The following is a 26,317-nucleotide window of genomic DNA, read 5'->3' as shown; positions in this document are numbered from 1 at the left end:
CTCCGGTCCCACCAGCAGACGCGAGCGAACCGGCTTTGCCGGGCGCGATGCGTCGTCCCCTGCAAGGGGAGGCAGAACTACACGATGCGCAGCATCGTGAGGATGTCAGGGGTGTGCCACCTCTTTCCCTGCAAGGGGGAAAGGCACTACACGAAGCGAAGCGGAGTGAGAACGATGGGGGTGAGCCCACAGCCTCCTGGCCGCTGGCGCTGGCCACGGTGTGCCTGATTGTTTACGCCAGCCTCTACCCGTTTTCAGAGTGGCGCAACCAGGGGATCTCGCCGTTCAACTTCCTGACCGCGCCGCTGCCGCGTTACTGGACCGGTTTCGATGTCGGCGTCAACCTGGCCGGTTATGCGCCGCTGGGTTTCCTGCTCGCGCTGGCGGCCCTGCGCAGCGGCCGCGTGGCCTGGGCCGTCACCGTGGCGGTGATCGGTGCCGGCCTGCTGTCGCTGGTCATGGAAACCCTGCAGAGTTACCTGCCTTCGCGCGTGCCATCGAATGTCGATCTGGCGCTCAACACCGCGGGTGCCTGGCTGGGCGCCTGCAGCGCCTGGCTGCTGGAAAAAGCCGGCGCCATCGCTCGCTGGAGCCGCTTTCGGGTGCGCTGGTTTGTGCGGGATGCGCGCGGTGCACTGGTGCTGCTGGCGCTGTGGCCGGTCGCGCTGCTGTTTCCGGCTTCGGTGCCGCTGGGTCTGGGCCAGGTGCTGGAGCGGCTGGAGTACGCACTGGCCGACGTCCTGGCCGACACGCCCTTTCTCGAGTGGCTGCCGGTGCGCGACATCGAGCTGCAGCCGCTGGTGCCCGGCGCCGAAGTGATCTGTGTGGCGCTGGGCGCGCTGATTCCCTGCCTGCTCGGTTACTGCGTGATTCGCTCCCTGCTGCAGCGCGCCGTGTTCCTGATCCTCATTCTGGCGGCCGGCATCGCGCTGACCGCGATGTCTGCCGCGCTGAGCTACGGCCCGGACCACGCCTGGGCCTGGCTGGACCTGCCGGTGCGTGTTGGCCTGATCATGGGCGGCGTGCTGGCCGTGCTGCTGTCGCCGCTGCCGCGGCGTGTCGCCGCTGCGCTGCTGCTGCTGGCCTTGAGCATTCATCTGTCGCTGCTCAACCAGGCGCCGGTCGGACCCTATTTTGCCGAGACGCTGCAGATCTGGGAGCAGGGACGTTTCGTCCGTTTCAACGGTTTGGCCCAGTGGCTGGGCTGGCTCTGGCCTTATGCGGCCGTGCTGTATGTGCTGGTGCGCTTGTCCAGCCGCCGGGTCGCGGACGCCGGCGAAAGTAAAATCGAGCCATGACCCCACCCAGCATCCCCCCCGGCTCCTACTACGAGCGGCACATCTTTTTTTGCCTGAATCAGCGCGACAGCGGTGAAGACAGCTGTGCCAACCACCAGGCCCAGGAGGGGTTTGACCGCTGCAAGGCGCAGGTCAAGGCGGCCGGACTGGCCGGACCGGGCAAGGTGCGCGTCAACAAGGCCGGCTGCCTGGACCGCTGCGCGGCCGGGCCGGTGGCCGTGGTCTACCCCGAGGCGGTCTGGTACACCTATGTGGACGCGCAGGACATCGACGAAATTGTCGAGTCGCACCTGAAAAACGGCCAGGTGGTCGAGCGGCTGCTCACGCCCGCGCATCTGGGGCGCTGAGCCGGTCCCGGGGCCCGTCAGTCGGTGGTTTCGGCATGTTTTGTGCCTCCAGCCCTTGTTCGATGTGCGCCAACAGCTATTGATTCCATAGCACACCTAACCCGAAGAGGTTTTTTGCATGAACGCTCAGACCCAGAAAAGCAGCGTGGCCGGCCCGGCCGGCGTGCTGGAAACCGCGCTGGACGCGCCCGCCAGGCCGTCGCGCGGCGTCGCCGTGATTGCGCACCCGCATCCGCTCTTCGGCGGCACGCTGGACAACAAGGTGGTGCAGACCCTGGCGCGCGCTTTCACCCAGGCCGGGTGGACCGCAGTGCGTTTCAATTTCCGCGGTGTGGGCGCCAGTGAAGGGACGTACGACGAGGGTCGCGGCGAGATCGACGACATGCTGGCGGTAGTGCAGCAGCTGGCGCCTGCCGGGGCGCTGGCCCTGGCCGGCTTCTCCTTTGGCGCATTCGTGACTTCACACGTCTTTGAGCGCCTGCAGCCCCTGCGCCCGATCGACAGGCTGGTGCTGGTCGGTACCGCCGCCAGCCGCTTTGCGGTGGCAACCATCCCCGAAGCAGCCCATGCGCAGACGCTGGTGATCCACGGCGAGCAGGACGACACGGTGCCCCTGCAGGCGGTGTTGGACTGGGCGCGGCCGCAGGTACTGCCTGTTACGGTTGTCCCGGGGGGTGGGCACTTCTTTCATGGACAATTGCCGCTTCTGAAAAATCTGGTGACCCGCCACCTGGGCTGACGCTTTCAGAGCCACGCCGGGCTTGCCGGCCCTTCTTTTTTCTTCTTCCTCCATTTCAGGGCTTATCTCCCCATGCACCGTTTCCTGACTGTTTTCCGTGGCCTGGCGTCAACGCTGGTTCTGCTTTCTTCCGTGGCCCTGTTGCCTGCGGCGCAAGCGCAGATGCCGCAGCCGCCGGAAGTGGCTGCCCGCTCCTACCTCCTGCTCGATATCACGGCCAACCAGATCCTGGCCGCCAGGGACATCGACTCCCCGGTCGAGCCGGCCTCGCTGACCAAGCTGATGACCGAATATCTCGTGTTTGACGCGCTCAAGTCGAAAAAAATCACCCTCAAGCAGACCTTTCCGGTCAGCGAGCGCGCCTGGAAAATGCCGGGCTCGCGCATGTTCATCGATCCCAAGATGCAGGTGCCGGTGGAAGACCTGATCAAGGGCATGATCGTCCAGTCCGGCAACGACGCGACCATGGCGCTGGCCGAGGGCGTGGGCGGCACGGCTGAAAACTTCGTCAAACTCATGAACGAGCAGGCCAAGGCGCTGGGCATGAAATCGACCGCCTACAAGAACCCGGAAGGTCTGACCGAGCCGGGCCACACCACCACGGCGCGCGACCTGAGCATCCTGTCGACCCGCCTGATGCAGGATTTTCCCGACTACATGGGCTTTTCGGCGATCAAGAAGTACCGCTACCCGGGCACGCCTGCGGCCAACGACACCAACCGCAACACCCTGCTGTTTCGCGACCCCACGGTCGATGGCCTGAAAACCGGCCACACCGCCGCAGCCGGTTACTGCATGATCGCCACGGCCAAGCGCGACTTTCCCAACCTGGGTGCCACCGGTGCGTCGGGCGGCCGGCGCCTGGTGGCCATCGTGCTGGGCGCCACCAGCGACAGTGCCCGCGCCAATGAGTCGCAAAAGCTGCTGAACTGGGGTTACACCGCGTTTGAGGCGGTCAAGCTGTTCGATGCCGGCCAGGCGGTGGTTTCGCCGGCGGTCTGGAAGGGCAAATCCAGCACCGTCAAGCTGGGCCGGCCCGAGGCCATCGTGATTGCCGTGCCGGCCGGCAGCGCCGCCAAGGTCCAGACCCAGGTCGCCCGGCCCGACCCGCTGGTCGCGCCTTACACCCGGGGGCAGGCTCTCGGAACGCTCAAGGTCAACGTGGGCGGCGAGACCATGGTGGACATCCCGCTGGTCGCGCTCGAAACGGTGGAAGAAGCCGGCATTCTGGGCCGCGCCTGGGATTCGATCCGGCTCTGGATCAAATAAGCCGCGTTCCCCCCCCGGGGGGGCGTGGGCAGGGTGCAGGAGGCCTCCCCCGGCCGGGTAAATTTGCAGTCGCCCCCCCAAACTGCTACACTCGAGGGCTTTTCCGGAATTTCCGGGGAGATTCACGTTTTCACGTAAATAGTCACGTATTTAGTCAAGTCAGAAATCAGACGTTTAGGGACGTTTTAAATGCCAACCATCAATCAGCTAGTTCGCCAGGGGCGCGAGGTCGAAAAGATCAAGTCCAAGAGTCCTGCGATGCAGAACTCCCCCCAGCGCCGTGGCGTGTGCACCCGTGTGTACACCACGACGCCCAAGAAGCCAAACTCCGCTCTTCGTAAAGTCGCCAAAGTGCGCCTGACCAACGGGTTTGAAATCATTTCCTACATCGGCGGCGAAGGCCACAACCTGCAGGAACACAGCGTGGTGCTGGTTCGTGGTGGTCGTGTCAAGGACTTGCCCGGTGTGCGTTACCACATCGTTCGTGGTTCGCTCGACCTGCAAGGCGTGAAAGACCGCAAGCAGTCGCGCTCCAAGTACGGTGCGAAGAAGCCAAAGGCCAAATAAGCCAGACCGGCTCGGGTTTCATGGCCCGCGCCAGAAGAAGTTGTCATGACGTCTTCAAAAACAGGTGTTTGAATCACCCTGGCAGGTGTTTCAAGCGAAGTGACCCAAGTGCAAATTGTTGCGCCGGTCGAGTAAGTGAGGGTTTTGATAACTCTCGCGGTGCCGCCCACAGCGGTGCCAACTGAAGCAAAGAGGTGAAAAAATGCCACGTCGTCGCGAAGTCCCTAAACGTGAAATTCTCCCTGACCCAAAATTTGGCAATGTTGACCTTGCCAAATTCATGAACGTCATCATGCAAGGCGGCAAAAAAGCTGTCGCCGAGCGTATTGTCTATGGCGCCCTCGAGCAGATCGAGAAAAAGAACCCCGGCAAAGATCCGCTGGAGGCTTTCCATATGGCCATCGGCAACATCAAGCCCATGGTCGAGGTGAAGTCCCGCCGCGTCGGCGGTGCCAACTACCAGGTGCCGGTTGAAGTGCGTCCGGTCCGCCGCATGGCCCTGGCCATGCGCTGGCTCAAGGAAGCTGCCAAGAAACGTGGCGAAAAGTCCATGTCCCTGCGCCTGGCCAACGAACTGATGGAAGCCACCGAAGGTCGTGGCGGTGCCATGAAAAAGCGTGATGAAGTGCACCGCATGGCCGAAGCCAACAAGGCGTTCAGCCACTTCCGCTTCTGATTTTTTGTTCGCAGTATTTGCTGCGCTGATTTGACGGGTTGCCGAGCGGCCTCCGGGTGTCCATCACCTTGACGTCTGGCGGTTCAACCCCAATTTCTGCCAGCTGAGCGCACAACGCACAGCTGGCAGACGCGCAGAAAACATGAGAGATGTCATTGCAGGGCGTCTTTCAGCAGTCTTTGTTCGTAACCCCGAACTGAAAGTAATTTATGTCCCGCGCTACCCCCATTCAAAACTACCGCAACATTGGCATTTCCGCGCACATCGATGCCGGGAAAACCACGACCACCGAGCGGATCCTCTTTTACACCGGCGTGAACCACAAGATTGGTGAAGTTCACGACGGCGCGGCCACCATGGACTGGATGGAGCAGGAGCAGGAGCGTGGCATCACGATTACTTCCGCTGCAACCACCTGCTTCTGGAAAGGCATGGACACGTCCCTGCCCGAACACCGCATCAACATCATCGACACCCCCGGCCACGTGGACTTCACCATCGAAGTCGAGCGTTCCATGCGTGTGCTCGATGGCGCCTGCATGGTGTACTGCGCCGTGGGTGGCGTGCAGCCCCAGTCGGAAACCGTCTGGCGCCAGGCCAACAAGTACAAGGTGCCGCGTCTGGCCTTTGTCAACAAGATGGACCGCACCGGCGCCAACTTCTTCAAGGTCGTCGAGCAGATGAAACTGCGCCTGAAGGCCAGCCCTGTGCCCATGGTGATCCCCATCGGCGCCGAGGAAAACTTCACCGGCGTGGTGGACCTGCTGAAAATGAAGGCCATCATCTGGGACGAGGCCTCGCAGGGCATGAAGTTCACTTACAGCGAAATCCCGGCAGAGCTGGTCGAGCTGGCCAAGGAATGGCGCGAGAAGATGGTTGAGGCCGCCGCTGAAGCGTCGGAAGAGTTCATGAACAAATACCTTGAAGAAGGTGATTTGTCCGAAGAAGAAATCAAGCTGGGCATCCGCACGCGTACCATCGCCAGCGAGATCCAGCCGATGTACTGCGGCTCGGCATTCAAGAACAAGGGCGTGCAGCGCATGCTGGACGCCGTGATCGAGTTCATGCCCTCGCCGATCGACATCCCGCCTGTCAAGGGCATGGATGAAGACGAAGCGCCGGTCACCCGTCGCGCCGACGACGAAGAGAAATTCTCTGCGCTCGCGTTTAAGCTGATGACCGACCCGTTTGTGGGTCAGCTCACTTTCGTGCGTGTGTACTCCGGCGTCCTGAAAAAGGGCGACAGCGTTTACAACCCGATCAAGGGCAAGAAAGAGCGTATCGGCCGTATCGTGCAGATGCACGCGAACAACCGCGAAGAAGTCAGCGAAATCCGCGCCGGCGACATTGCCGCCTGCGTGGGCCTGAAAGACGTGACCACGGGCGAAACCCTGTGCGATCCGGATGCCATCGTCATGCTCGAGCGCATGGTGTTCCCTGAGCCTGTGATCACCCAGGCCGTCGAACCCAAGACCAAGGCTGACCAGGAAAAGATGGGCATTGCCCTGCAGCGTTTGGCCCAGGAAGATCCGTCTTTCCGCGTCAAGACCGACGAAGAGTCCGGCCAGACCCTGATCGCCGGTATGGGCGAGCTGCATCTGGAAATCATCGTGGATCGCATGAAGCGCGAGTTCGGTGTGGAAGCCAACGTCGGCAAGCCCCAGGTGGCTTACCGCGAAACCATCCGCAAGACCATCGAAGATGCCGAAGGCAAGTTCGTGCGCCAGTCGGGCGGCAAGGGCCAGTACGGCCACGTGGTGCTCAAGATCGAACCCAATGAAATGGGCAAGGGCATCGAGTTCATCGACGCCATCAAGGGCGGTGTGGTTCCTCGCGAATACATTCCTGCGGTTGAAAAAGGCATTCACGAGGCAGTGACTTCGGGCGTGCTGGCCGGTTACCCGGTGGTGGACGTCAAGGTCACGCTGCATTTCGGTTCCTACCACGACGTGGACTCGAACGAAATGGCCTTCAAGATGGCTGCGATCTTCGGTTTCAAGGAAGGCTGCCGCAAGGCCGGCCCGGTGATTCTCGAGCCGATGATGGCCGTCGAGGTGGAAACGCCTGAAGACTACGCCGGCAACGTGATGGGCGATCTGTCCTCACGCCGCGGCATGGTGCAGGGCATGGAAGACATGGTTGGTGGCGGCAAGGCCATCAAGGCCGAAGTGCCGTTGTCCGAAATGTTCGGTTACTCGACCACGCTGCGTTCGATGTCGCAGGGCCGTGCCACCTACACCATGGAGTTCAAGCACTACTCCGAAGCGCCGCGCAATGTGTCTGAAGCCATCATGGCTGCGCGCGCAAAATAGAAGTACACCCCCGGGGCGGCTTTGCCGCCTCCCCCTCACGGGGGCACCGCCTACGGCCCGGCAAAGCCGGTTCCGTGGCGGTTGCTGGAATGGATCCCTGTCTTCGGCGCCACTTTTGTGGTTGGCCCGCTGCCCGTGGCGAGGCCTCAGCTGGAGACGTTAAACAGACACGGGCAATGTTCTTTGGAGATTTGAAATGGCAAAAGGCAAATTTGAGCGGACCAAACCGCACGTCAACGTCGGCACAATTGGACACGTTGATCACGGCAAGACCACCCTGACGGCAGCGATCACGACCGTGCTCGCAGCCAAGTTCGGCGGTGAAGCCAAAGGTTACGACCAGATCGACGCGGCTCCCGAAGAAAAAGCCCGCGGCATCACCATCAACACCGCCCACGTGGAATACGAAACGGCCAACCGCCACTACGCCCACGTTGACTGCCCAGGCCACGCCGACTATGTGAAAAACATGATCACCGGCGCTGCCCAGATGGACGGCGCGATTCTCGTTTGTTCGGCTGCTGACGGCCCCATGCCCCAGACCCGCGAGCACATCCTGCTGGCCCGTCAGGTCGGCGTGCCTTACATCATCGTGTTCCTGAACAAATGCGACATGGTCGACGACGCAGAACTGCTCGAACTCGTTGAAATGGAAGTGCGCGAGCTGCTCGACAAATACGACTTCCCCGGCGACGCCACCCCCATCATCCACGGCAGCGCCAAGCTCGCCATGGAAGGCGACAAAGGTCCCCTGGGCGAGCAGGCCATCCTCAAGCTCGCAGAAGCCCTGGACACCTACATCCCCCTGCCAGAGCGTGCTGTGGACGGCGCCTTCCTGATGCCCGTCGAAGACGTGTTCTCCATCTCCGGCCGCGGCACCGTCGTGACCGGCCGTGTCGAGCGCGGTGTGGTCAAGGTCGGCGAAGAAATCGAGATCGTCGGTATTGCCGATACCCAGAAAACCATCTGCACCGGCGTGGAAATGTTCCGCAAGCTGCTCGACCAGGGTCAGGCCGGCGACAACGTCGGTATCCTGCTGCGCGGCACCAAGCGTGAAGATGTCCAGCGTGGTCAGGTCCTGTGCAAGCCGGGTTCGATCAAGCCCCACACCCACTTCACCGGCGAGATCTACGTTCTGAGCAAGGACGAAGGCGGCCGCCACACACCTTTCTTCAACAACTACCGTCCCCAGTTCTACTTCCGCACGACGGACGTGACCGGTGCGATCGAGTTGCCAGAAGGCAAGGAAATGGTCATGCCAGGCGACAACGTGTCGATCACCGTCAAGCTGATCAACCCGATCGCCATGGAAGAAGGTCTGCGTTTCGCCATCCGCGAGGGCGGCAAGACCGTCGGCGCCGGTGTCGTGGCCAAGATCATTGCGTAATTCTGCAAACACTTAAGGAATTACCATGGCCACCAAGCAAAAAATCCGCATTCGCCTGAAAGCGTTTGACTACAAGCTGATCGACCAGTCGGCAGCCGAAATCGTCGATACCGCCAAGCGCACCGGCGCGATCGTCAAGGGCCCCGTGCCCCTGCCGACCCGCATGAAGCGTTTTGACATCCTGCGTTCGCCCCACGTCAACAAGACGAGCCGCGACCAGCTGGAAATCCGCACGCACCAGCGCCTGATGGACATCGTGGACCCGACGGATAAAACCGTTGATGCCTTGATGAAGCTGGACCTGCCTGCCGGTGTGGACGTCGAGATCAAGCTGCAGTAAGTGAAGTCGGGGTTTCGGCAACAGCCGGAACCCCAAAAAAACAGGTTTCGGCGCAGATTTGCCATCGCTGGCAGTCTGCGCTATACTCTTGGGCTGTCCTGAACGTGCCTTGGCATGAGCGGGACGGTTTTATTAACAGTCTTTCACATCAAAACGTCTGCGGCCAATTGAAGTCGCAGCGGTGGAAGTTACGGAGAAAAAAGCATGAGTCTGAGCAACTCCCTCGGGTTGCTGGGCCGCAAGGTGGGCATGATGCGTCTGTTCACTGATGATGGGGATACCGTTCCTGTCACAGTGGTGGATGTGTCTAACAACCGTGTGACCCAGGTGAAAACCCAAGCAAACGACGGCTACGATGCCCTGCAAGTGGCATTCGGTGCGCGCAAAGCGTCGCGTATCACCAAGCCGGCCGCTGGCCACCTTGCGAAAGCAGGCGTTGAAGCCGGTGAAATCCTGAAAGAATTCCGCGTGACGGCTGACGTCGCAGGCAAATATGCTGCCGGCACTGTTGTGCCCGCCGCTGACGTGTTTGCAGTCGGCCAGAAGGTGGACGTCCAAGGTACTTCCATTGGTAAAGGCTTTGCCGGCACCATCAAGCGTCACAAGATGAGCTCGCAGCGCGCGTCGCACGGTAACAGCCGTTCGCACAACGTGCCCGGCTCCATCGGTATGGCGCAGGATCCCGGTCGTGTGTTTCCCGGTAAACGCATGACGGGCCACCTCGGTGACGTCACCAAAACCACGCAAAACCTCGACATCGTGCGCATTGACGAAGCCCGTCAGCTGCTGATGATTCGTGGCGCCGTGCCTGGTTCCAAAGGTGGTTTTGTGACGGTTCGCGCCGCCATCAAGGCCAAACCAACCGCTGCCAAAGGAGCGAACTGATGCAGGTCGAACTCCTGAATGACCAAGGTCTGGCTTCGTCCAAAGTGGACGTGCCTGATACCGTTTTTGGTCGCGAATACAACGAAAGCCTGATTCACCAGGTGGTCGTGGCCTTCCAGGCCAACGCCCGCCAGGGAACGCGTGCCCAGAAAGACCGTGAGCAGGTCAAGCACTCGACGAAAAAGCCGTTCAAGCAAAAGGGTACTGGCCGCGCTCGCGCCGGTATGACTTCTTCCCCGCTGTGGCGCGGAGGTGGTCGCATTTTCCCGAACATGCCTGACGAAAACTTCACGCACAAAATCAACAAGAAGATGTATCGCGCCGGCATGGCTTCGATCTTCTCCCAGTTGGCACGTGAAGGCCGCCTGGCTGTGGTGGACTCGTTGACCGTCGATTCGCCCAAGACGAAAGTCCTGGCCGACAAATTCAAGGCCATGAACCTCAAGTCGGTGCTGGTCATCGCTGACGAGGTTGATGAAAACCTGTACCTGGCTTCACGCAATCTGGTGAACATTCTTGTGGTTGAGCCCCGCTACGCAGATCCTCTGTCGCTGGTTCATTACAAGAAGGTTCTGGTCACCAAGGCTGCCATGGACAAACTCAAGGAGATGTTTGCATGAGCGCCGTGAACACCAAACCAAAATTTGACGAAGGCCGGCTGATGCAGGTTCTGGTCGCCCCCATCGTGTCTGAAAAGGCAACCATGGTCGCGGACAAATCCAACGCCGTGCTGTTCAAGGTCCTGCAGGACGCCACCAAACCTGAAATCAAGGCCGCTGTGGAATTGATGTTCAAGGTGGACGTCAAGGCCGTTTCTGTACTCAACCAAAAAGGCAAGACCAAGCGTTTTGGCAAATCCACTGGCCGTCGGGACAACATCCGTAAGGCCTATGTGACGCTGAAGCCCGGTCAAGAGCTGAACATCGGTGGGGAGGCTGCGTAATCATGGCTGTCATCAAAATGAAACCCACCTCCCCCGGCATGCGCGGGATGGTGAAGATTTCCCGGGATCACCTGCACAAGGGTGAGCCTTACGCGCCGCTGCTGGAGCCACAATTCCAGAAGGCCGGCCGTAACAACAACGGGCACATCACGACTCGCCACAAAGGCGGCGGTCACAAGCACCACTACCGCGTGGTGGACTTCAAGCGCAACAAGGACGCCATTCCGGCAAAGGTCGAACGTATCGAGTACGACCCCAACCGCACGGCCCACATTGCGCTGATCTGCTACGCCGACGGCGAGCGTGCCTACATCATTGCCCCCCGCGGCCTTGAAGTTGGCGCCACGCTGGTCAGCGGTGCCGAGGCCCCGATCCGTGTCGGCAACACCCTGCCGATCCGCAACATTCCGGTGGGCTCGACGATTCACTGCATCGAGATGCAAATTGGCAAGGGCGCGCAGATTGCACGTTCGGCCGGTACATCGGCGACGCTGCTGGCTCGCGAAGGCATCTACGCCCAGGTCCGCATGCGCTCCGGCGAAGTGCGCAAGATCCACGTTGAATGCCGCGCCACGATTGGCGAGGTCGCCAACGAAGAGCACAGCCTGCGCCGTCTGGGCAAGGCCGGTGTCAAGCGCTGGATGGGTATCCGCCCGACCGTTCGCGGTGTGGTGATGAACCCGGTCGACCACCCACACGGTGGTGGCGAAGGCAAGACCGGCGAAGGTCGTCATCCTGTCGATCCATGGGGTAACCTGACCAAAGGCTACCGCACCCGCAACAACAAGCGCACGCAAGTGATGATTGTTTCGCGTCGCAAGAAGTAAGGCTAACCCATGACACGTTCACTCAAAAAAGGTCCCTTTGTCGACCAGCACCTGGTAGCCAAGGCTGATAAGGCCGTTACCAACAAAGACAAAAAGCCGATCAAGACCTGGTCGCGCCGCTCCATGATCCTGCCCGAGTTCATCGGCCTGACCATCGCCGTGCACAACGGCAAGCAGCACGTCCCTGTCTACATCACCGATCAAATGGTTGGCCACAAGCTGGGCGAGTTCGCACTCACCCGGACTTTCAAAGGTCATCCGGCTGACAAAAAAGTTGTGAGAAAGTAAGGAAAGACCATGGAAACACGTGCAACCCTCCGGGGCGTTCGTCTGTCGGTCGACAAGGGCCGTCTGGTCGCTGATCTGATCCGCGGTAAAAAGGTGGATCAGGCGCTCAACATCTTGAACTTCACGCAGAAAAAAGCTGCCGGAATCATCAAGAAGGTCGTTGAGTCGGCTATCGCCAACGCAGAACACAACGATGGCGCCGACATCGACGAACTGAAGGTGAAAACCATCTACGTCGAGCAAGGCACTACGCTCAAGCGTTTCTCGGCGCGCGCCAAGGGCCGCGGCAACCGTATCAGCAAGCCCACGTGCCATGTGTACGTTGTGGTTGGCAATTAAGAAGGCAGACAGGATATGGGACAAAAAATCAACCCAACCGGGTTCCGCCTTGCCATCAGCCGTAACTGGTCCAGCCGTTGGTACGCCAGCAACAAGGACTTCGCCGGCATGCTGGCTGAAGATATCAAGGTTCGCGAGTACCTCAAGGCCAAGCTGAAGAACGCCGCGGTGTCGCGCGTTCTGATCGAGCGCCCCGCCAAGAATGCCCGCATCACGATTTACTCGGCACGTCCGGGCGTTGTGATCGGCAAAAAGGGCGAGGACATCGAGAACCTCAAGAAAGAACTGAGCCGCCAGCTGGGCGTGCCGGTCGCCGTGAACATCGAAGAAGTTCGCAAGCCTGAAATTGATGCCAAGCTGATCGCAGACAGCATCACCCAGCAGCTTGAAAAACGCATCATGTTCCGCCGTGCGATGAAGCGCGCCATGCAAAACGCCATGCGTCTGGGTGCCCTGGGCATCAAGATCATGTCGTCGGGCCGCCTGAACGGCATTGAAATCGCTCGTTGCGAGTGGTACCGCGAAGGTCGCGTGCCCCTTCACACCCTGCGCGCCGACATCGACTACGGCACCTCTGAAGCCAAGACCACCTATGGTGTGATCGGCGTCAAGGTCTGGGTCTACAAGGGCGACACCCTGGGCCGCGGCGACTCGCCGGGCGCCCGTCTGGATGCCGCACCTTCCGATGAAGAACGCAAGCCTCGCGGCCCGCGTCGCGATGCACGTCCTGGCGACCGCACGGACCGTCCGTCCGCACCTCGTGGAGCCGCACGCCCAGCGCGCGGTCCTGTCGGTGGTGTGAACACGGCCCCTGCAGATGGCAGCGACAAACCGGCTGAAGCTACCCCTGGTAGCGACGCCCCGAAAACCACCGTTAAGCGCGTCCGCAAAGCCGCGCCAGCTGCAGCAGCTGACGGTGCCAAGACCGAGTAATCGGTCTAACTACGGAGAATACAAATGCTGCAACCCGCTCGCAGAAAATATCGCAAAGAGCAAAAAGGCCGCAACACCGGCATCGCCACACGAGGCAACTCGGTGGCATTCGGTGATTTCGGTCTGAAGTGTACCGACCGCGGTCGCCTCACTGCTCGTCAAATCGAAGCCGCACGTCGTGCGATTTCCCGTCACGTCAAACGTGGCGGCCGTATCTGGATCCGTGTCTTCCCGGACAAGCCGATTTCCCAAAAGCCTGCTGAAGTGCGTATGGGTAACGGTAAAGGCAATCCCGAGTACTACGTGGCTGAAATCCAGCCCGGCAAGATCGTTTTTGAGATCGTCGGTGTGCCTGAAGAACTGGCTCGCGAAGCGTTCCGCCTGGCATCTGCCAAGCTGCCGCTGCGCACCACCTTCGTCAGCCGCATGATCGGCCAGTAAGGGAATGACCATGACCAAATCTACTGAACTGCGCAAAAAAGACGTTGCCGGCCTGAAAACCGAAGTCAAAGAGCTGCAAAAAGCCCACTTTGGCCTGCGCATGCAAAAAGCCACGCAACAACTCACCAACACCGCCACGCTGCGTTCTGCGCGCCGTGACATCGCTCGGGCAAAAACCATTTTGGCCGAGACCAACGCCCGCAAAGGAGCGAAATAATGACGGAAGCTAAAAAATCCCTCAAGCGCACCCTGGTTGGCCGTGTGGTCAGCGACAAGCGCGCGAAAACGGTGACGGTGCTGGTCGAGCGTCGTGTCAAGCACGAGCTGTACGGCAAGATCGTGTCCCTGTCGAGCAAGTACCACGCCCATGACGAAAAGGGCGAGTACAAGACCGGTGACCTGATCGAGATCACCGAGAGCCGCCCGATTTCCAAGACCAAGAACTGGGTTGTGACCAAGCTGCTGGAAAAAGCTGCTGTGGTCTGAGCCTTCCGGGTTTGACGGAAAGTCACTCAAAAAGCGGCCCACGATGTGGGCCGTTTTTGTTTCCGCTTTCAGTCGCCCTCCTGGCGCCGCCCGCAATCGGCGGGGGGCTTTCGCCGGCCAGTGAACGAGTTGACCGGAATCGTTGAAAATGGCGGTTGTCCGTTTTTTGCATACCCCTCTCATCATCACAAGGAGACACCATGATCAAAGTAGGCGACACCCTTCCCGCGGCCACGCTGATGGAATTTTCGGAAGTCGAAGGCAATGGCTGCAGCATTGGCCCCAACCCTGTTGACGTGACCAAGGCGGCGGCCGGGAAGACCGTTGCATTGTTTGCACTGCCGGGCGCCTACACGCCGACCTGCTCCGCCAAGCATGTCCCGGGTTATGTCGAGAAATTCGACGAACTCAAGGCCGCCGGGGTGGACGAGATCTGGTGCGTGAGTGTCAATGACGCTTTCGTGATGGGTGCCTGGGCGCGCGACCAGAAGACCGGTACCAAGGTCCGCATGCTGGCCGACGGCAGCGCCGATTTCACCAAGGCCACCGGCCTGACGCTGGACCTGAGCGCGCGCGGCATGGGCTTGCGCAGCAACCGTTACTCGATGCTGGTCAAGGACGGCAAGGTCGCGTCCCTGAACGTGGAAGGCCCTGGCAAGTTTGAAGTCAGCGACGCGGGCACACTGCTGGCACAGGCCAAGGGCTGAGCCTTTGCCCGGGCGCCGGGCTGACCCCGCAGACAGGCCGCAGATCGCAGGATCTGCGGCTTTTTTATGGGCGGTTCAGGCGCCAGGGCATTGTCGGAGTGCTATGAAAAAAGTAGCTGTCTGCGACCAGCAGATAAGAGCTACAGCCTGATTTCACTGCAAATCCACCTTCAGGTAGTGAGCGCCCGCTATCGGGTTGTGGTAGTAGGGCGGGATGTCCCTGAAACCCAGATCTTCGTACAGCGCCCGCGCGGCTTCCATGTCGTTGAGGGTGTCGAGCAGAAGGCAGTGGTAACCCGCGATACGCGCGGCATCCAGTACCGCTTCGGCGAGTTGCCGCCCCAGCCCGAAGCGGCGAAAGCCCTGGCGTACATACAGGCGTTTCATTTCGCAAGCGTTGGGGTAGTCCACCGTCTCCAGCGGGCGCATCGCGCAGCAGCCGGCGATCTCGCCGTCGAGCAGGGCCAGCAGCAGGCAGCCCTGGGGCGGTGCATAGTCGCCCGGCAGGCCGGCCAGCTCGGCCTCGAAGTTCTGGAAGCAGAGGTCGACGCCCAGCTGGTCGGCGTACTCCTGAAAAATCAGGCGTGTGGCCGCCAGCTGTTCCGGCGTGGACGCGGGGATGAACTCGATGGTGGGAGAAGAAGCAGGCATGGCGCTGAAAGTCAAAACCCAGTTTATCGGCTTTTTTCGCCGCCCTGACCGGGACTTGCCCGGGTCTGCGTTACAGGGCGTGTCAGAACGCGGGCGCAGCCTGGCTGCTGATCCAGTAGACCCCGGCTGCACAGACCAGCAGCACGCCCAGGGCCAGCAGCCGCGAAGCCGTGTCGTCGCGCGAAGCGGGTACGGCGGTCACCAGCTCCTTGTCGCCATGCAGCATGGCGCCCACCAGATTGTGTTTGCGCCTCAGGTAGACCACGATGGCCACGACATGCAGCAGCACCAGGGCCAGCACGATCCACTTGCCGATGTTCGTGTGGTAGTTGGTTGCCAGGCCGACCGTGGCGTTGGAGACAAACCGCGTCAGCGGGCCTGCGAAGGCAATTTCGTCGTCGCTGAGCAATCCGGTGCCGACCTGCGCCAGCAGGAAGCCCAGCATGGCAAAAACCGACCCGGCGCCGATGGGGCTGTGCCCGACGCCATGTTCCAGCTTGCCTTTTCCCTTCAGGTAGTTGATCACGCTGGCGGGTGAATAAATAAACGCCCCGAAACGGGACCAGCGTCCACCCACCAGGCCCCAGACGATGCGAAACAGCAGCAGCGTCAGCACCGAATAGCCGAAGCGGAAGTGCCAGACCATGGCGTTGCCGCCCACGGTGCCGGTGATCGCCAGCCCGATCACGGCGGCGACCAGCGCCCAGTGAAAAAGCCGTGTGGGCAGATCCCAGACGCGAATTTTATGGATGTGCTGGTTCATGCGTGAGCCTCTTGTTGTGTCTGTTGCCTGGGCCGTCATGCGGCCATGGTATGTTTCATGCGTCGGGTTCAGCGCCCGCTTGCTTTTCCTTGGTGCTTACCCTAGTCGTCCGGTTCCGGTGGAACTTTGCGTCCGGGATACAGCTCCTTTGACAGGCAGTCTATCGGGAAGCACTGCCCATCGCCAGCACATGTACAAAACCACGAGGAAAAATAAATGAAAACTTTTGCCTGTATTGCAGCCGCTGCCACCCTGCTCGCCCTGGCTGCACCGGCCTCTGCCCAGTTCGCCAAACCTGAAGACGCCATCAAGTACCGCCAGAGCGCCCTGTCCGTGATGGGTACGCATTTCGGTCGCGTCGGCGCCATGGCGTCCGGCCGCGCGCCTTATGACGCCAAGGTTGCCGCCGATAATGCAGAGATCGTGGCCGCCATGGCCAAGCTCCCGTGGGCCGGCTTTGGTGCAGGCACGGACCAGGGTGGCAACACCAAGGCCAAGCCCGAAATCTGGACCGAGCAGGCCAAATTCAAGGAATACAGCGACAAGCTGCAGGTGGAAACCACCAAGCTTGCTGCCGCCAGCAAGACCGGCAGCCTTGACAGCCTGAAAACGGCTTTTGCTTCAACCGCCGATACCTGCAAGGCTTGCCACGACGCGTTCCGGAATAAATAAAGCCCCCACGGTCGCTCACTGCGTGTAGCTCCCTGCCCCCCGAGGGGGCCGCTGCGCCTGCGGTCTGGCAAAGCCAGTCCCGCGGCCCCTGCTTGAAAAAGAGGAGCTTCCTGCGCTGGGGGTGATAAAAAAAGGCCGGATCCCGCAAGGGATCCGGCCTTTTTTTATGGTGGCTTAAGAGCGGCAGGTGTATCAGGTCTCAGCGAGCAGCTTCTCGATCAGCTGATGCAGCGCCGCAAAGTCCGGCTCGCCCACGTACTGCTTGACGATTTCCCCGCGTTTGTTGACCACGTAGGTGGTTGGCGTGAGCTGTACGTCGCCCCAGGCCTTGGCCACCGCGCCGGTGTTGTCGATGGCCACCTTGAAGGGCAGCTTGCGGGTTTCGGCGAAGTTGACGACGTAGCTCGGCGGGTCGTAACTCATGGCCACGGCCAGCGTGTCGTACCCCTGGCCCTGGTACTTGTTGTAGGTGGAAATGATCTGAGGCATCTCCGCCACGCAGGTCACGCAGCTGGTGGCCCAGAAGTTGACCAGGGTGACCCTGCCCTTGAGGTCTGCCGTCGTTTTCTTGCTGCCGTCGAGCAGCACAAACGTCGACTCGGGGGCGACCTGCGCACCACCGCAGCCGGCCAGGCCGGCAAGGGTGCCCAGCGCCAGCAGCGAGGCGAGGGCGATCCGGCATACTGCGGCTGAAACTGAACTCATATTTGTGAAGGATCTTCTCATGCAACGTCGCCATTTTAACCAGGCCGGTCTCAGCGCACTGGGCATGCTGATTCTGGCCACCTGCCAGCAGGCACAGGCCGTGTCGCTGGGCGACCTGAGCAACGCAGAAGCATCCAGTGGGCTGAAAACCGCCCTTGAAAAAGGTGCATTGGCGGCGGTGGCCCTGCTTGGCAAGACTGATGGATTCCTTGGCAACCCGAAAGTTCGCATTCCTTTGCCCGGTTATCTCGAAGACGCGTCGAAACTGCTCAGAAATTTCGGCCAGGGCCAACGCATTGACGAGCTCGTGACCGCCATCAACCGCGCCGCCGAAGCCGCGGTGCCCATGGGCAAGGACCTGCTGGTCAGTGCCGTGCGGTCCATGAGTGTCACCGACGCCAAAAACATCCTCGCCGGTGGCGAAACCTCGGTCACGAACTTCTTCGCCGAGAAAACCCGCGCCCCGCTGGGGGAGAAGTTTCTGCCGGCGGTGACCCAGGCCACGGCCAAAGTGGGGCTGGCCAACAAATACAACGAGTTCGCCGGCAAGGCTGCCGGCTTTGGCCTGGTCAGGAAGGAAGACGCCAACATCCAGCAGTACGTCACCGGCAAGACGCTCGATGGGCTCTACCTGGTCATCGGCGAAGAAGAAAAGAAGATCCGCCAGGACCCGGCCGGTACCGGCAGCGCGATCTTGAAGCGGGTGTTTGGGTCGATGAATTAAGCAATCTGCCGCAGTCGAGGGCGGCTGCGCTGAACTCTGTCCATGGAGCCCTCTCCTGCTCCAAAGCTCGCCGGAATGCCGCACCCCCAGCGGTGAAGTGCGATTGCCTCGCCAGAAAGCATCGGCGGTCAATAGAGGCGCGGCCGCCCAAGCCCCTGGGGGTGGGTTTCCCTCTACGAATTAGCACGATGCGGCGCCTGTTTGGTGTTATCTTGAAAACAGTTCGCAACAAAATGTAAACCACCAGGCGATCTTCATGAAAATCGAACAGCGATATTGGACTGAGCAACTTGGTTGGACGACGGGCGCAGCCTCGCTGGGCGCATCTTCGCAACTGGTCCTGGTGTTCGGTGCGCCAGCCGCCCTGCAAAAACCGGAACTTGTTGCGGCGATCCGCAAGGACTACCCAGCGGCCTGCCTGCTTGGGTGCTCCACGGCAGGCGAAATCTGCGGCACGAGTGTCTTCGACGATTCGCTGGTGGTCACGGCAGTGCATTTTGAGCACACCCTGCTGCGCAGCGTGGAAGTCAGTCTGGGTCTGGTCCCTGACAGTTTTGAGGCCGGCGAATGGATTGCACGGAACTTGCCGCAAACACTTTCCGACCCGTCTACCGGCCTGGAGGAAAAGCTGGCGCACGTGCTGGTGCTAACCGATGGGCTGAAGGTCAATGGCAGTGATTTTGTATCCGGTGTGATGCGGCACTTGCCTGAGGGCGCGACCATGACCGGCGGGTTGGCCGGTGATGGCGCCCGCTTTGGTAAAACACTGGTCTTCCGGGACGGCGTGCCGGAAAAAGATTCGATTGCCGCTTTGGGCCTGTACGGCAGTCGCCTGAAAGTGGGCATAGGCTCGCTGGGCGGGTGGGATTCTTTCGGCCCTGAACGGCTTATTACACGCTCAGAGGCCAACGTCCTGTATGAACTTGATGGGCGTTCCGCGCTCGGGCTGTATAAACAGTATCTCGGAGACCATGCCGACGGATTGCCTGCCACCGGCCTTCTGTTCCCGCTGAGTGTGCGTGCCCGGCCCGGCGAAGCTCCCGTGGTCCGGACCATCCTGGCGGTTGATGAAAGCTCGCAGAGCCTGACCTTTGCAGGCGACGTGCCCCAAGGCGCTTACGCGCGTCTGATGAAAGCGAACTTTGACCGGCTGATTGACGGTGCGGCCGGCGCGGCCCGGGCCAACGCCGAATCCATGGGTTCCGTTGTTCCTGAGCTGGCGATTCTGATAAGTTGTGTGGGGCGAAAGCTGGTTCTCAAGCAACGTGTTGAAGAGGAAGTGGAGGCAGTCCGCGAGATTCTCGGAAGCGGGGCGATGCTGGCTGGTTTTTATTCCTATGGTGAAATTTCCCCGTTCACGCCCGGTGCCAAATGCGAATTGCACAACCAGACCATGACCATTACCACGCTCTCAGAGCGATAGCCTGCATGTGATGCACAGCCTGCTCAAACGCCAACTCAAACGCCACTTCGGCGACCCGGACAAGATCCCGGCGGAGTGGCAGGCATTCGTCAACGGCGTCAACGATGCCTACAAGGGGTTCGATGATGATCGCGCGATGCTGGAGCACTCACTTGAATTGAGCTCACAGGAACTGCTGGACGCGAACTCCGAAATGCGGGCCGTTTTTCAGGCTGTTCCAGACCTGGTGCTTCGCCTTGATCACCAGGGCCTTATTCTTGACGTCAAGGCGGGTACCAGTGACGGGCTGGCGCCCCGGCGGCTGGACCTTGTCGGAAAAAAAATTCAGGACAGCTTGTTTGCCGATGTGGCCGATCAGATGATGGACGGCGTTCGGGGCGTCATCGCTAAAAACTCTCCAATAAGCATGGAGTATTCAACCGTGCTTGGGGGCGAGGTCGCTCATTGCGAGGCCAGGCTCGTGCCGCTGCTGGAAACGCAGATCATGGTCATTGTCCGGGACATCACAGCGCGCAAACAGGGGGAACAACGTGAGCAGGGGTACATGCTTGCCATGCAGCGTGCAACTATCGCAGCCCAGGCCATCACACAACACCGGACGCTGGAAGGCATGATTGCAGAGCTTGCCAGCCAGGCCAGAACGGTGGCCGGGGCCAAGCAGTGTTTCGTCAGGCTGTCGCCGGGTGACCGCTCGATCAAGGCCGTCGCGAGCGCGTCACTGTCTGACGACTACGCGAACTGGCGGGCCAAGGTGGAGGTAGCGGCACAGGGCGACACCAGCACAGGCCTGGATGCCCTGGTTTTAGCCGGCCATGGCGCAATGCGATTGACCCAGGCCGAGCTGCAGGCCCACCCGCTTTGGCCCGCTCTGGCAAAAAAGCAGGACCATCGACCAGCCATGCGTGGATGGCTCGCGGTTCCGCTGAAAAACCGCCATGGGGAAAGCGTTGGCCTGCTGGAACTGGCCGACAAATGCGAAGGCGAGTTCAGCGCGCAGGACCAATATGTGCTGGAGCAACTGGTCCAGATTGCCTCGGCGGCCATGGAAAACGTCAAATTGCTGGAAGAGATCACAGATCTCAATACCAAACTTGAGCTCAAGGTGGTGGACGGAACAGAGGCCCTGGCGCGGCAGGAGGCACTTTTCCAGGCTGCCGCCGACCAGGCGCCGCAGGTGATGTGGATCGTCAACACCAAAGGCGAGGTCACCTACCTGAACCGGTTCTGGTATGAGCTCGTGGGCGGGTCATCTCCCACAGGCTACGGAAATGAGTGGATGCAGGTGGTTCACCCCGAGGATGTCGCCGACATGATGGAGAAATGGAAGCTCGTCTGGCAAAACGGCAAGGTGTTGTCGGGTATTCGCCGGGTGAGCGCAGTTGATGGCAAATACCATGTGCTTGCCTACAGGGCTTCGCCTGTGCTGGATGCCCGTGGAGACATTACCTGCTGGATCGGCATGGATACCGACATCACGGATATCAAGGCCATCGAGTCCGCGTTGCGGCTTTCCAACCGGGAGCTGGAAGCATTTTCTTATTCCGTTTCCCATGATCTGCGTGCGCCTCTGAGCACCATCGACGGGTTCAGCCGTTTGCTCGCCAAGCAACTTGACGCAGATGGCAATCCGAAAGCTCAGCAATACATGTCCCGGATTCGCCACAGCGTCGCGCACATGGGGCAACTGATTGAAAGCCTGCTTGCGCTGGCACAGGTTTCGCGCAACTCCCTGCAGGCCGTACCGGTTGACCTGAGCGAAATCGCCGATGCGGTGTTGTCTGACCTCAAGGCACGAGACCCCGGTCGGCAAGTAAGCATCAACATTGAGCCCGGGCTGATGATCAACGCAGACGCGGGTCTGTTTTTTGTGGTCATGGAGAATTTACTGGGCAACGCATGGAAATTCACCTCGCAACGCGACGTCGCCAAAATTGCCGTGGGACACCACCAGACAGGGTCGGGCGAGAGAGTTTTTTTTGTTTCTGACAATGGCGCCGGCTTCGACATGGCCTATGCCGACAAACTATTCGGTGCGTTTCAGCGGCTCCACTCGGCCGAAGAGTTTCCTGGTACTGGCGTGGGACTGGCCACAGTGAGCCGGGTGATCGCGCGGCACGGCGGACGCATATGGGCAGAGTCCCAGGCGGGCACAGGAAGCACTTTTTTCTTTACCTTGTCCAGCACGCATTCGCCAGCAGATCTGCTGATGGACAGTGGCCTATTGAAGGATGACAGCCGATTTGGCGAACTTTGAGCGGTTTGCGGCTTTGGCCAGACCACGCCAACATCCAGCAGTACGTCACCGGCAAGACGCTCGATGGGCTCTACCTGGTCATCGGCGAGGAAGAAAAGAAGATCCGCCAGGACCCGGTCGGTACCGGCAGCGCGATCCTGAAGCGGGTGTTTGGGGCGATGAAATAGGCAGGTTTCAGAAATGATGGGTCAAATTGGCCTTCAGCCCTTGTGCAGCAAGCGCGAGCCGCTATAAAAAAGTGATTGATTGGGTGGAAAGTTGAGGGCCGAGGCTGCTTCTGTAACGGGGCGGGCCGCTCAGGTGGGGTCCGACAGGGAGCTCACAAAGGCGGTTTTGGCGCTGGTGTAGGCCTCGCGGTCGGTCGGGTGCCGAACTGCCAGCTCGGCCTTCAGGGCGGCATAACGTGCTGCCAGCACGGGGCTGGCGCGCAGCGCGTCGCGAAATTGCAGATGCCGCGTCCACACCGGGCCGCCGTGCACAACAATGTGCAGGTGGTGGGTGCGGCGGCCGTCCGCCCAACGCATGAACCACTGGCGGTCGGTCAGCGTGGCATTGAACTCTGCCGATGTGGTGTAGGCCGCGTCACGCAGCGGTTCGGCCAGCGATCGGGCCATGGCCATGCTTTCGACGCCCGCCAGCAGATCCACAATGGGTTTGGCCACCATCCCGGGGACGGCCGTGCTGCCGATGTGTTCGATGTCGACAAAAACGAGTGGAAACAGCGCCAGCAAGCGGTCCCGCTCGGCCACAAATCGGTCCGGCCAACGGCTGTCGTAGGCCTGCAAACTCACATCTTCATGGATGGCCGCGTGCAGGGAGTCGGCGTCGGTCATGGGTCGCCTCGCCGCTCACGCCGGGTTGAACGCTGCCAGAGCCTCGCGCGTGGCCGCCCGGCGCTTTGCCCGCTGTTCGGCCAGCCCGCTACAGACAGCATCCGCTGGCCTGCCGGCAGCAAGGTGGCGTCTGCCCGGCTCGGTCATGCGCAGTCCACAAGAATGCGGGTCAAGCCGGTCGGGTCGCTGATCATCGGGTCGTGGCCGGTCTTGAGCTCCACGATTTTCGAGTTGGGCAGCCAGGCGCCATCCCAGAACTTGGGGTCTTTCGCGCGCAGGCGGCTGGGCTCAATGGTGGCCAGCGCCGGCTGCGTGCAGTTGATAAAAGTGCGCGGGATCGCGGCCACACGCTGGATGTCAAAGGCCAGTGGTGCCTGGTAGGTGTTGCCGGGGTGCGGCGTCTGCCGGCGCTTGACCCAGGCGTGGTCGGCGTCATGCAGGCCAAACACTTCCGGGTCAGGCGGCGGAAAGCTGAAACGCGTGGACGCCTGCGCTGCCGACAGGCGCTGCTGCTGCGTCGCGGCCGACTGTGTGCTGCTCCAGCTTTCGCCGGGCTTGGGAATGACCGCATCCACATAGACCAGGTGTTTGAGGTGTTTGCCGAGCCGGTCGGCCACGGCCGTGCCAATCATGCCGGCGTAAGAGTGCACCGCCAGAATCACGTCGTGCAGCTCTTCCACCTCGATGGCGCTGATCACGTCGTCAATGTGCGTGTCGAGTGTGATGCTGGGCGCCAGCAGGTGCGCGCGCTCGCCCAGGCCGGTGAGCGTGACCGCATGCACCCGGTGGCCCTGCTGCTGCAGCGCGTGGGTGACCCGCTGCCAGCACCAGCCGCCGTGCCAGGCACCATGCACCAGAACAAAATTGGCCATCAGATCACCTCTTTGCTTTTCAGGTCAGACAGTTGCGCGTCGGAGTAGTTCAACACGCTGCGCAAGACTTCCTCGGTGTGCTGGCCCAGCATGGGGGGTGGCAGCCCGCCTTGGCCCGGTGTGCGCACCGGGGTGGCACTCAGTTTGATCGGACTGGACACCAACCGCAAGTGATTTTTTAACGGGTGCTGCCACTGCGTGACCATGTGCCGCGCCTCGATTTGCGGATCATCAAACACCTCTGCCAGGTTGTTGATGGCACCGCAAGGCACCTTGGCCGCCTCCAGCGCCGCCAGCCAGTCGGCCTTGGTCCGCGTTTTCATCACCGTTTCCAGAATCGGCACCAGTTGCGCGCGGTTTTGCACCCGGTCGCGGTTTTTGGCAAACAGCGGGTTCACGCCCAGCTCGGGAATGTTGGCCACCTTGCAGAACTTCACATACTGCGAGTCATTGCCCACCGCGATGATGATGTGGTCCTTGGTCCCGTCAGGGGCGGGCGCTACCTCGAACACCTGGTAAGGCACGATGTTCTGGTGCGCATTGCCGGCGCGTCCCGGCACCTTGCCGCTGACCAGGTAGTTGGCGCCCAGGTTGGCCAGCATGGCCACCTGTGTGTCCAGCAGCGCCATGTCGACCTGCTGGCCCTCGCCGGTTTTTTCGGCATGGCGCAACGCGGCAAGAATCGCGACGGTCGCGTACATGCCCGTCATCAGGTCCGACACCGCCACACCGACCTTCTGCGGCCCACCGCCCAGATCGTCACGCTCACCCGTCACACTCATCAGCCCGCCCATGCCCTGGATCGCGTAGTCATACCCGGCGCGTTCGGCATACGGCCCGGTCTGGCCGAAGCCGGTGACCGAGCAATACACCAGCCGCGGGTTGAGCGCTTTGAGCGAGGCATAGTCCAGCCCATAACGCGCCATGTCGCCAACCTTGAAGTTCTCGACAAAAACATCGCAGTGCGCCACCAGTTCACGGATCAGCGCCGCGCCTTCGGGTTTGGCAATGTCACAGGTCAGCGAGCGCTTGTTGCGGTTGGTGCCCAGGTAATAAGCCGCCTCGGCCGTGTCGGCGCCCGCACTGTCCTGCAAGAACGGCGGCCCCCAGGTCCGCGTGTCGTCACCGGTGCCCGGCCGTTCGATCTTGATCACGTCGGCGCCGAGATCAGCCAGCGTCTGGGTACACCAGGGGCCCGCGAGCACGCGGGAGAGGTCGAGGATGCGGATGCCGTCTAGGGAGTTCATGTGGGGCATTGTGCCTTTCGCGACAGAAGAGCTTGCGGAGGCAGAGCGAAGCCGCAAATCATTGGAGGCAACTCGAGCACGTGACTTGGTGGCGGCAAAGCGACAACTCCTTCGATTGGAGGAGGGGTGTAAGTCGCTGCCCGCCTAGAATTCACCGGTAATCGATGCCGAGTGGCAAACTGCTTCCGGACTGTGAATGCGAACGCTAAACATCAATGGAGGCCACTTTGGCTACTACGAAGCAGAAGAAGGACGAAGGCGCTCAGTTCCTTAGATACTTCGGCCCGCTTTTGAATGCGTTGCGGGGTCTTGGCGGCTCCGCAAAGCCCGACGAAGCGGTCGATCGAGTATCAACTGATCTGAAAATTTCGGATGATGTACTCAACGAAACACTGCCTTCGGGAGGTTCGAGATTCCGAAATCAAGTTGCGTGGGCAAGGTTCTACTTAGTTCGAGAAGGTCTCATTAGCTCTTCCAAGCACGGAGTTTGGAGCCTCACTGAAGCGGGTTTCAAAACTCATCTAACTCAAGATCAAGCTCGCAGCATCTTCTTGAAATGGGTAAAGATATTTCAAGAGCAACGTAAGCAAAAGGAGACGTCTGAACCAGTTGCCGAGAAGGTCGCTGAAGGAACGGGCGCTGTTTCGACTGACTATAGAGAAGAGGCACTGGAAGTTCTCTTGTCACTTGCGCCAGCAGGTTTCGAGCGCCTTTCACAGCGTCTTTTACGCGAGGCAGGCTTCACTCAAGTGGTAGTCACCGGTCAAAGCGGCGATGGTGGAATTGACGGATTCGGAATATTGCAGGTGAATCCGCTCGTCTCTTTCAAAGTGCTATTCCAGTGCAAACGCTATACAAAATCAGTAGTGCCTTCTCAAGTCCGCGACTTTCGCGGAGCGATGTCAGGGCGCGCTGACAAAGGCATCATTATTACTACCGGAACGTTCACTGCAGAAGCAAAGCGTGAGGCTACGCGCGATGGTGCGCCGCCGATCGAATTGATCGATGGCGAGAAGCTGATTGACATGCTCGAGAGGTTTGAGCTTGGTCTTAACCCGGTAAAGACATATGAGCTCGATCACTTGTTCTTTAATGAGTTCAAAGTCTGACCACCTCACACCAACCGAGAGTGCTCACATATGTCTCTCCCTGAGAATTTCTAGCCGTCTAGGGAATTCATGGGTCTTTTTGCCTTGGCGTAGGAAGCAGGTGTCGGCAGGACGGGCGTCGTGGGTGGCGTTAAAAGCCACACCAACTTCGATTGGGGGGTGGCCCGAATGCGATAGAGACCTAGAATTCTCTGACAATCACTGCCGGGTTTGGTGACTTCATTTATTACCTTTGCAAATTCGACCCGATTTCCCGCAAAGCCAATGCTGGCAGCCTATT

31 protein-coding genes and 1 pseudogene are annotated in these 26,317 nt (G+C 60.5%); 26 read left to right on the top strand and 6 right to left on the bottom strand.

Features of this window, described 5'->3' with window-relative positions:
* The first annotated feature begins 113 nt into the window (after positions 1 to 113).
* From PSV26_RS21810 to PSV26_RS21715, 20 genes are all read left to right on the top strand, one after another.
* The gene (locus PSV26_RS21810; RefSeq protein ID WP_300574094.1) at positions 114 to 1,298 is read left to right on the top strand and encodes a VanZ family protein; all 1,185 of its coding nucleotides are present in this window, start codon (positions 114 to 116) and stop codon (positions 1,296 to 1,298) included.
* On the top strand, positions 1,295 to 1,645 hold the full coding sequence (locus PSV26_RS21805) for a (2Fe-2S) ferredoxin domain-containing protein (protein WP_300512157.1): 351 nt from the start codon (positions 1,295 to 1,297) through the stop codon (positions 1,643 to 1,645). The genes PSV26_RS21810 and PSV26_RS21805 overlap by 4 nt, the downstream gene beginning before the upstream one ends.
* A gap of 118 nt (positions 1,646 to 1,763) precedes the next feature.
* Entirely contained in the window at positions 1,764 to 2,384 is a 621-nt protein-coding gene (locus PSV26_RS21800) for an alpha/beta fold hydrolase (protein WP_300574091.1), read from the top strand.
* A 72-nt stretch (positions 2,385 to 2,456) separates the two neighbouring features.
* Entirely contained in the window at positions 2,457 to 3,653 is a 1,197-nt protein-coding gene (locus tag PSV26_RS21795) for a D-alanyl-D-alanine carboxypeptidase family protein (protein WP_300574088.1), read from the top strand.
* A gap of 189 nt (positions 3,654 to 3,842) precedes the next feature.
* Complete coding sequence (gene rpsL, locus PSV26_RS21790) at positions 3,843 to 4,220, top strand: 30S ribosomal protein S12 (protein WP_293595927.1); 378 nt, start codon at positions 3,843 to 3,845, stop codon at positions 4,218 to 4,220.
* A gap of 202 nt (positions 4,221 to 4,422) precedes the next feature.
* On the top strand, positions 4,423 to 4,896 hold the full coding sequence (gene rpsG / locus PSV26_RS21785; RefSeq protein WP_077592325.1) for a 30S ribosomal protein S7: 474 nt from the start codon (positions 4,423 to 4,425) through the stop codon (positions 4,894 to 4,896).
* Between the two features lie 209 nt (positions 4,897 to 5,105).
* Positions 5,106 to 7,208, top strand: a complete 2,103-nt coding sequence (fusA, locus tag PSV26_RS21780; protein WP_300512160.1) for an elongation factor G — start codon at positions 5,106 to 5,108, stop codon at positions 7,206 to 7,208.
* Between the two features lie 196 nt (positions 7,209 to 7,404).
* Positions 7,405 to 8,595, top strand: a complete 1,191-nt coding sequence (gene tuf, locus PSV26_RS21775; RefSeq protein WP_300569125.1) for an elongation factor Tu — start codon at positions 7,405 to 7,407, stop codon at positions 8,593 to 8,595.
* A 25-nt stretch (positions 8,596 to 8,620) separates the two neighbouring features.
* On the top strand, positions 8,621 to 8,935 hold the full coding sequence (rpsJ, locus tag PSV26_RS21770) for a 30S ribosomal protein S10 (RefSeq protein WP_007838118.1): 315 nt from the start codon (positions 8,621 to 8,623) through the stop codon (positions 8,933 to 8,935).
* Between the two features lie 204 nt (positions 8,936 to 9,139).
* Positions 9,140 to 9,820, top strand: a complete 681-nt coding sequence (rplC, locus tag PSV26_RS21765; RefSeq protein WP_096671107.1) for a 50S ribosomal protein L3 — start codon at positions 9,140 to 9,142, stop codon at positions 9,818 to 9,820.
* The gene (rplD, locus tag PSV26_RS21760) at positions 9,820 to 10,440 is read left to right on the top strand and encodes a 50S ribosomal protein L4 (protein WP_300516834.1); all 621 of its coding nucleotides are present in this window, start codon (positions 9,820 to 9,822) and stop codon (positions 10,438 to 10,440) included. The genes rplC and rplD overlap by 1 nt, the downstream gene beginning before the upstream one ends.
* A complete protein-coding gene (gene rplW / locus PSV26_RS21755) occupies positions 10,437 to 10,763 on the top strand; it encodes a 50S ribosomal protein L23 (RefSeq protein ID WP_077593711.1) in 327 nt (108 codons plus the stop codon). Before rplD ends, rplW begins: the two co-directional genes overlap by 4 nt.
* Before the next feature lie 2 nt (positions 10,764 to 10,765).
* Positions 10,766 to 11,590 carry a 50S ribosomal protein L2 gene (gene rplB / locus PSV26_RS21750; protein ID WP_077593712.1) on the top strand — a complete coding sequence of 275 codons (825 nt, stop codon included), beginning with the start codon at positions 10,766 to 10,768 and terminating at the stop codon, positions 11,588 to 11,590.
* A 9-nt stretch (positions 11,591 to 11,599) separates the two neighbouring features.
* Positions 11,600 to 11,878, top strand: a complete 279-nt coding sequence (rpsS, locus tag PSV26_RS21745) for a 30S ribosomal protein S19 (protein ID WP_077593713.1) — start codon at positions 11,600 to 11,602, stop codon at positions 11,876 to 11,878.
* A 9-nt stretch (positions 11,879 to 11,887) separates the two neighbouring features.
* Positions 11,888 to 12,217, top strand: a complete 330-nt coding sequence (gene rplV / locus PSV26_RS21740; protein ID WP_077593714.1) for a 50S ribosomal protein L22 — start codon at positions 11,888 to 11,890, stop codon at positions 12,215 to 12,217.
* A gap of 15 nt (positions 12,218 to 12,232) precedes the next feature.
* Positions 12,233 to 13,150 (top strand): 30S ribosomal protein S3, encoded by a 918-nt coding sequence (rpsC, locus tag PSV26_RS21735; RefSeq protein WP_096671111.1) that lies wholly within the window; start codon positions 12,233 to 12,235, stop codon positions 13,148 to 13,150.
* Between the two features lie 24 nt (positions 13,151 to 13,174).
* The gene (gene rplP, locus PSV26_RS21730; RefSeq protein ID WP_077593716.1) at positions 13,175 to 13,591 is read left to right on the top strand and encodes a 50S ribosomal protein L16; all 417 of its coding nucleotides are present in this window, start codon (positions 13,175 to 13,177) and stop codon (positions 13,589 to 13,591) included.
* Between the two features lie 10 nt (positions 13,592 to 13,601).
* Positions 13,602 to 13,808 (top strand): 50S ribosomal protein L29, encoded by a 207-nt coding sequence (gene rpmC, locus PSV26_RS21725; protein WP_300516867.1) that lies wholly within the window; start codon positions 13,602 to 13,604, stop codon positions 13,806 to 13,808.
* Complete coding sequence (rpsQ, locus tag PSV26_RS21720; RefSeq protein WP_096671113.1) at positions 13,808 to 14,077, top strand: 30S ribosomal protein S17; 270 nt, start codon at positions 13,808 to 13,810, stop codon at positions 14,075 to 14,077. The genes rpmC and rpsQ overlap by 1 nt, the downstream gene beginning before the upstream one ends.
* 200 nt (positions 14,078 to 14,277) lie before the next feature.
* Positions 14,278 to 14,784 (top strand): peroxiredoxin, encoded by a 507-nt coding sequence (locus PSV26_RS21715; RefSeq protein ID WP_300574083.1) that lies wholly within the window; start codon positions 14,278 to 14,280, stop codon positions 14,782 to 14,784.
* A 153-nt stretch (positions 14,785 to 14,937) separates the two neighbouring features.
* Here PSV26_RS21715 and PSV26_RS21710 read toward each other — a convergent pair whose 3' ends face one another.
* Both PSV26_RS21710 and PSV26_RS21705 read right to left on the bottom strand, forming a co-directional pair.
* Positions 14,938 to 15,435, bottom strand: coding sequence for a GNAT family N-acetyltransferase (locus tag PSV26_RS21710; protein ID WP_300574080.1), 498 nt, complete (start codon positions 15,433 to 15,435; stop codon positions 14,938 to 14,940).
* 82 nt (positions 15,436 to 15,517) lie between these two features.
* Positions 15,518 to 16,198, bottom strand: coding sequence for a cytochrome b/b6 domain-containing protein (locus PSV26_RS21705; protein WP_300574077.1), 681 nt, complete (start codon positions 16,196 to 16,198; stop codon positions 15,518 to 15,520).
* Positions 16,199 to 16,414: 216 nt separating this feature from the next.
* Between PSV26_RS21705 and PSV26_RS21700 the strand changes: the two genes are divergently transcribed.
* On the top strand, positions 16,415 to 16,870 hold the full coding sequence (locus PSV26_RS21700) for a cytochrome c (RefSeq protein ID WP_300516879.1): 456 nt from the start codon (positions 16,415 to 16,417) through the stop codon (positions 16,868 to 16,870).
* A gap of 192 nt (positions 16,871 to 17,062) precedes the next feature.
* Here the strand turns inward: PSV26_RS21700 and PSV26_RS21695 are convergent, their stop codons facing one another.
* Positions 17,063 to 17,575: a TlpA disulfide reductase family protein gene (locus PSV26_RS21695; protein ID WP_300574074.1), complete on the bottom strand. Its 513-nt coding sequence runs from the start codon at positions 17,573 to 17,575 to the stop codon at positions 17,063 to 17,065.
* 19 nt (positions 17,576 to 17,594) lie between these two features.
* Between PSV26_RS21695 and PSV26_RS21690 the strand changes: the two genes are divergently transcribed.
* From PSV26_RS21690 to PSV26_RS21675, 4 genes and pseudogenes are all read left to right on the top strand, one after another.
* A complete protein-coding gene (locus tag PSV26_RS21690; RefSeq protein WP_300574071.1) occupies positions 17,595 to 18,299 on the top strand; it encodes a DUF4197 domain-containing protein in 705 nt (234 codons plus the stop codon).
* Between the two features lie 256 nt (positions 18,300 to 18,555).
* On the top strand, positions 18,556 to 19,722 hold the full coding sequence (locus PSV26_RS21685) for an FIST N-terminal domain-containing protein (RefSeq protein WP_300574068.1): 1,167 nt from the start codon (positions 18,556 to 18,558) through the stop codon (positions 19,720 to 19,722).
* A 10-nt stretch (positions 19,723 to 19,732) separates the two neighbouring features.
* Positions 19,733 to 21,976 (top strand): PAS domain-containing protein, encoded by a 2,244-nt coding sequence (locus PSV26_RS21680; RefSeq protein ID WP_300574065.1) that lies wholly within the window; start codon positions 19,733 to 19,735, stop codon positions 21,974 to 21,976.
* Between the two features lie 2 nt (positions 21,977 to 21,978).
* Positions 21,979 to 22,143: pseudogene (locus PSV26_RS21675) on the top strand (DUF4197 family protein); the annotation flags it as partial.
* 129 nt (positions 22,144 to 22,272) lie between these two features.
* Here PSV26_RS21675 and PSV26_RS21670 read toward each other — a convergent pair.
* The 3 genes from PSV26_RS21670 to PSV26_RS21660 all read right to left on the bottom strand — a co-directional run bounded on the left by PSV26_RS21670 (position 22,273) and on the right by PSV26_RS21660 (position 24,928).
* On the bottom strand, positions 22,273 to 22,809 hold the full coding sequence (locus PSV26_RS21670) for a GrpB family protein (RefSeq protein WP_300574062.1): 537 nt from the start codon (positions 22,807 to 22,809) through the stop codon (positions 22,273 to 22,275).
* 143 nt (positions 22,810 to 22,952) lie between these two features.
* Complete coding sequence (locus tag PSV26_RS21665) at positions 22,953 to 23,681, bottom strand: alpha/beta fold hydrolase (protein WP_300574059.1); 729 nt, start codon at positions 23,679 to 23,681, stop codon at positions 22,953 to 22,955.
* Positions 23,681 to 24,928 (bottom strand): CaiB/BaiF CoA-transferase family protein, encoded by a 1,248-nt coding sequence (locus PSV26_RS21660; RefSeq protein WP_300574056.1) that lies wholly within the window; start codon positions 24,926 to 24,928, stop codon positions 23,681 to 23,683. The genes PSV26_RS21665 and PSV26_RS21660 overlap by 1 nt, the downstream gene beginning before the upstream one ends.
* A gap of 227 nt (positions 24,929 to 25,155) precedes the next feature.
* On the opposite strand from PSV26_RS21660, the gene PSV26_RS21655 reads away from it, so the two are divergent.
* The gene (locus PSV26_RS21655; protein ID WP_300574053.1) at positions 25,156 to 26,037 is read left to right on the top strand and encodes a restriction endonuclease; all 882 of its coding nucleotides are present in this window, start codon (positions 25,156 to 25,158) and stop codon (positions 26,035 to 26,037) included.
* Positions 26,038 to 26,317 lie beyond the last annotated feature (280 nt).

Origin of the sequence: Polaromonas sp. (assembly GCF_029945685.1) — a bacterium.
GTDB lineage: Bacteria > Pseudomonadota > Gammaproteobacteria > Burkholderiales > Burkholderiaceae_C > Polaromonas.
The sequence above is the reverse complement of the archived record's forward strand: the minus strand, read 5'-3'. Positions and strand labels throughout refer to the sequence as shown.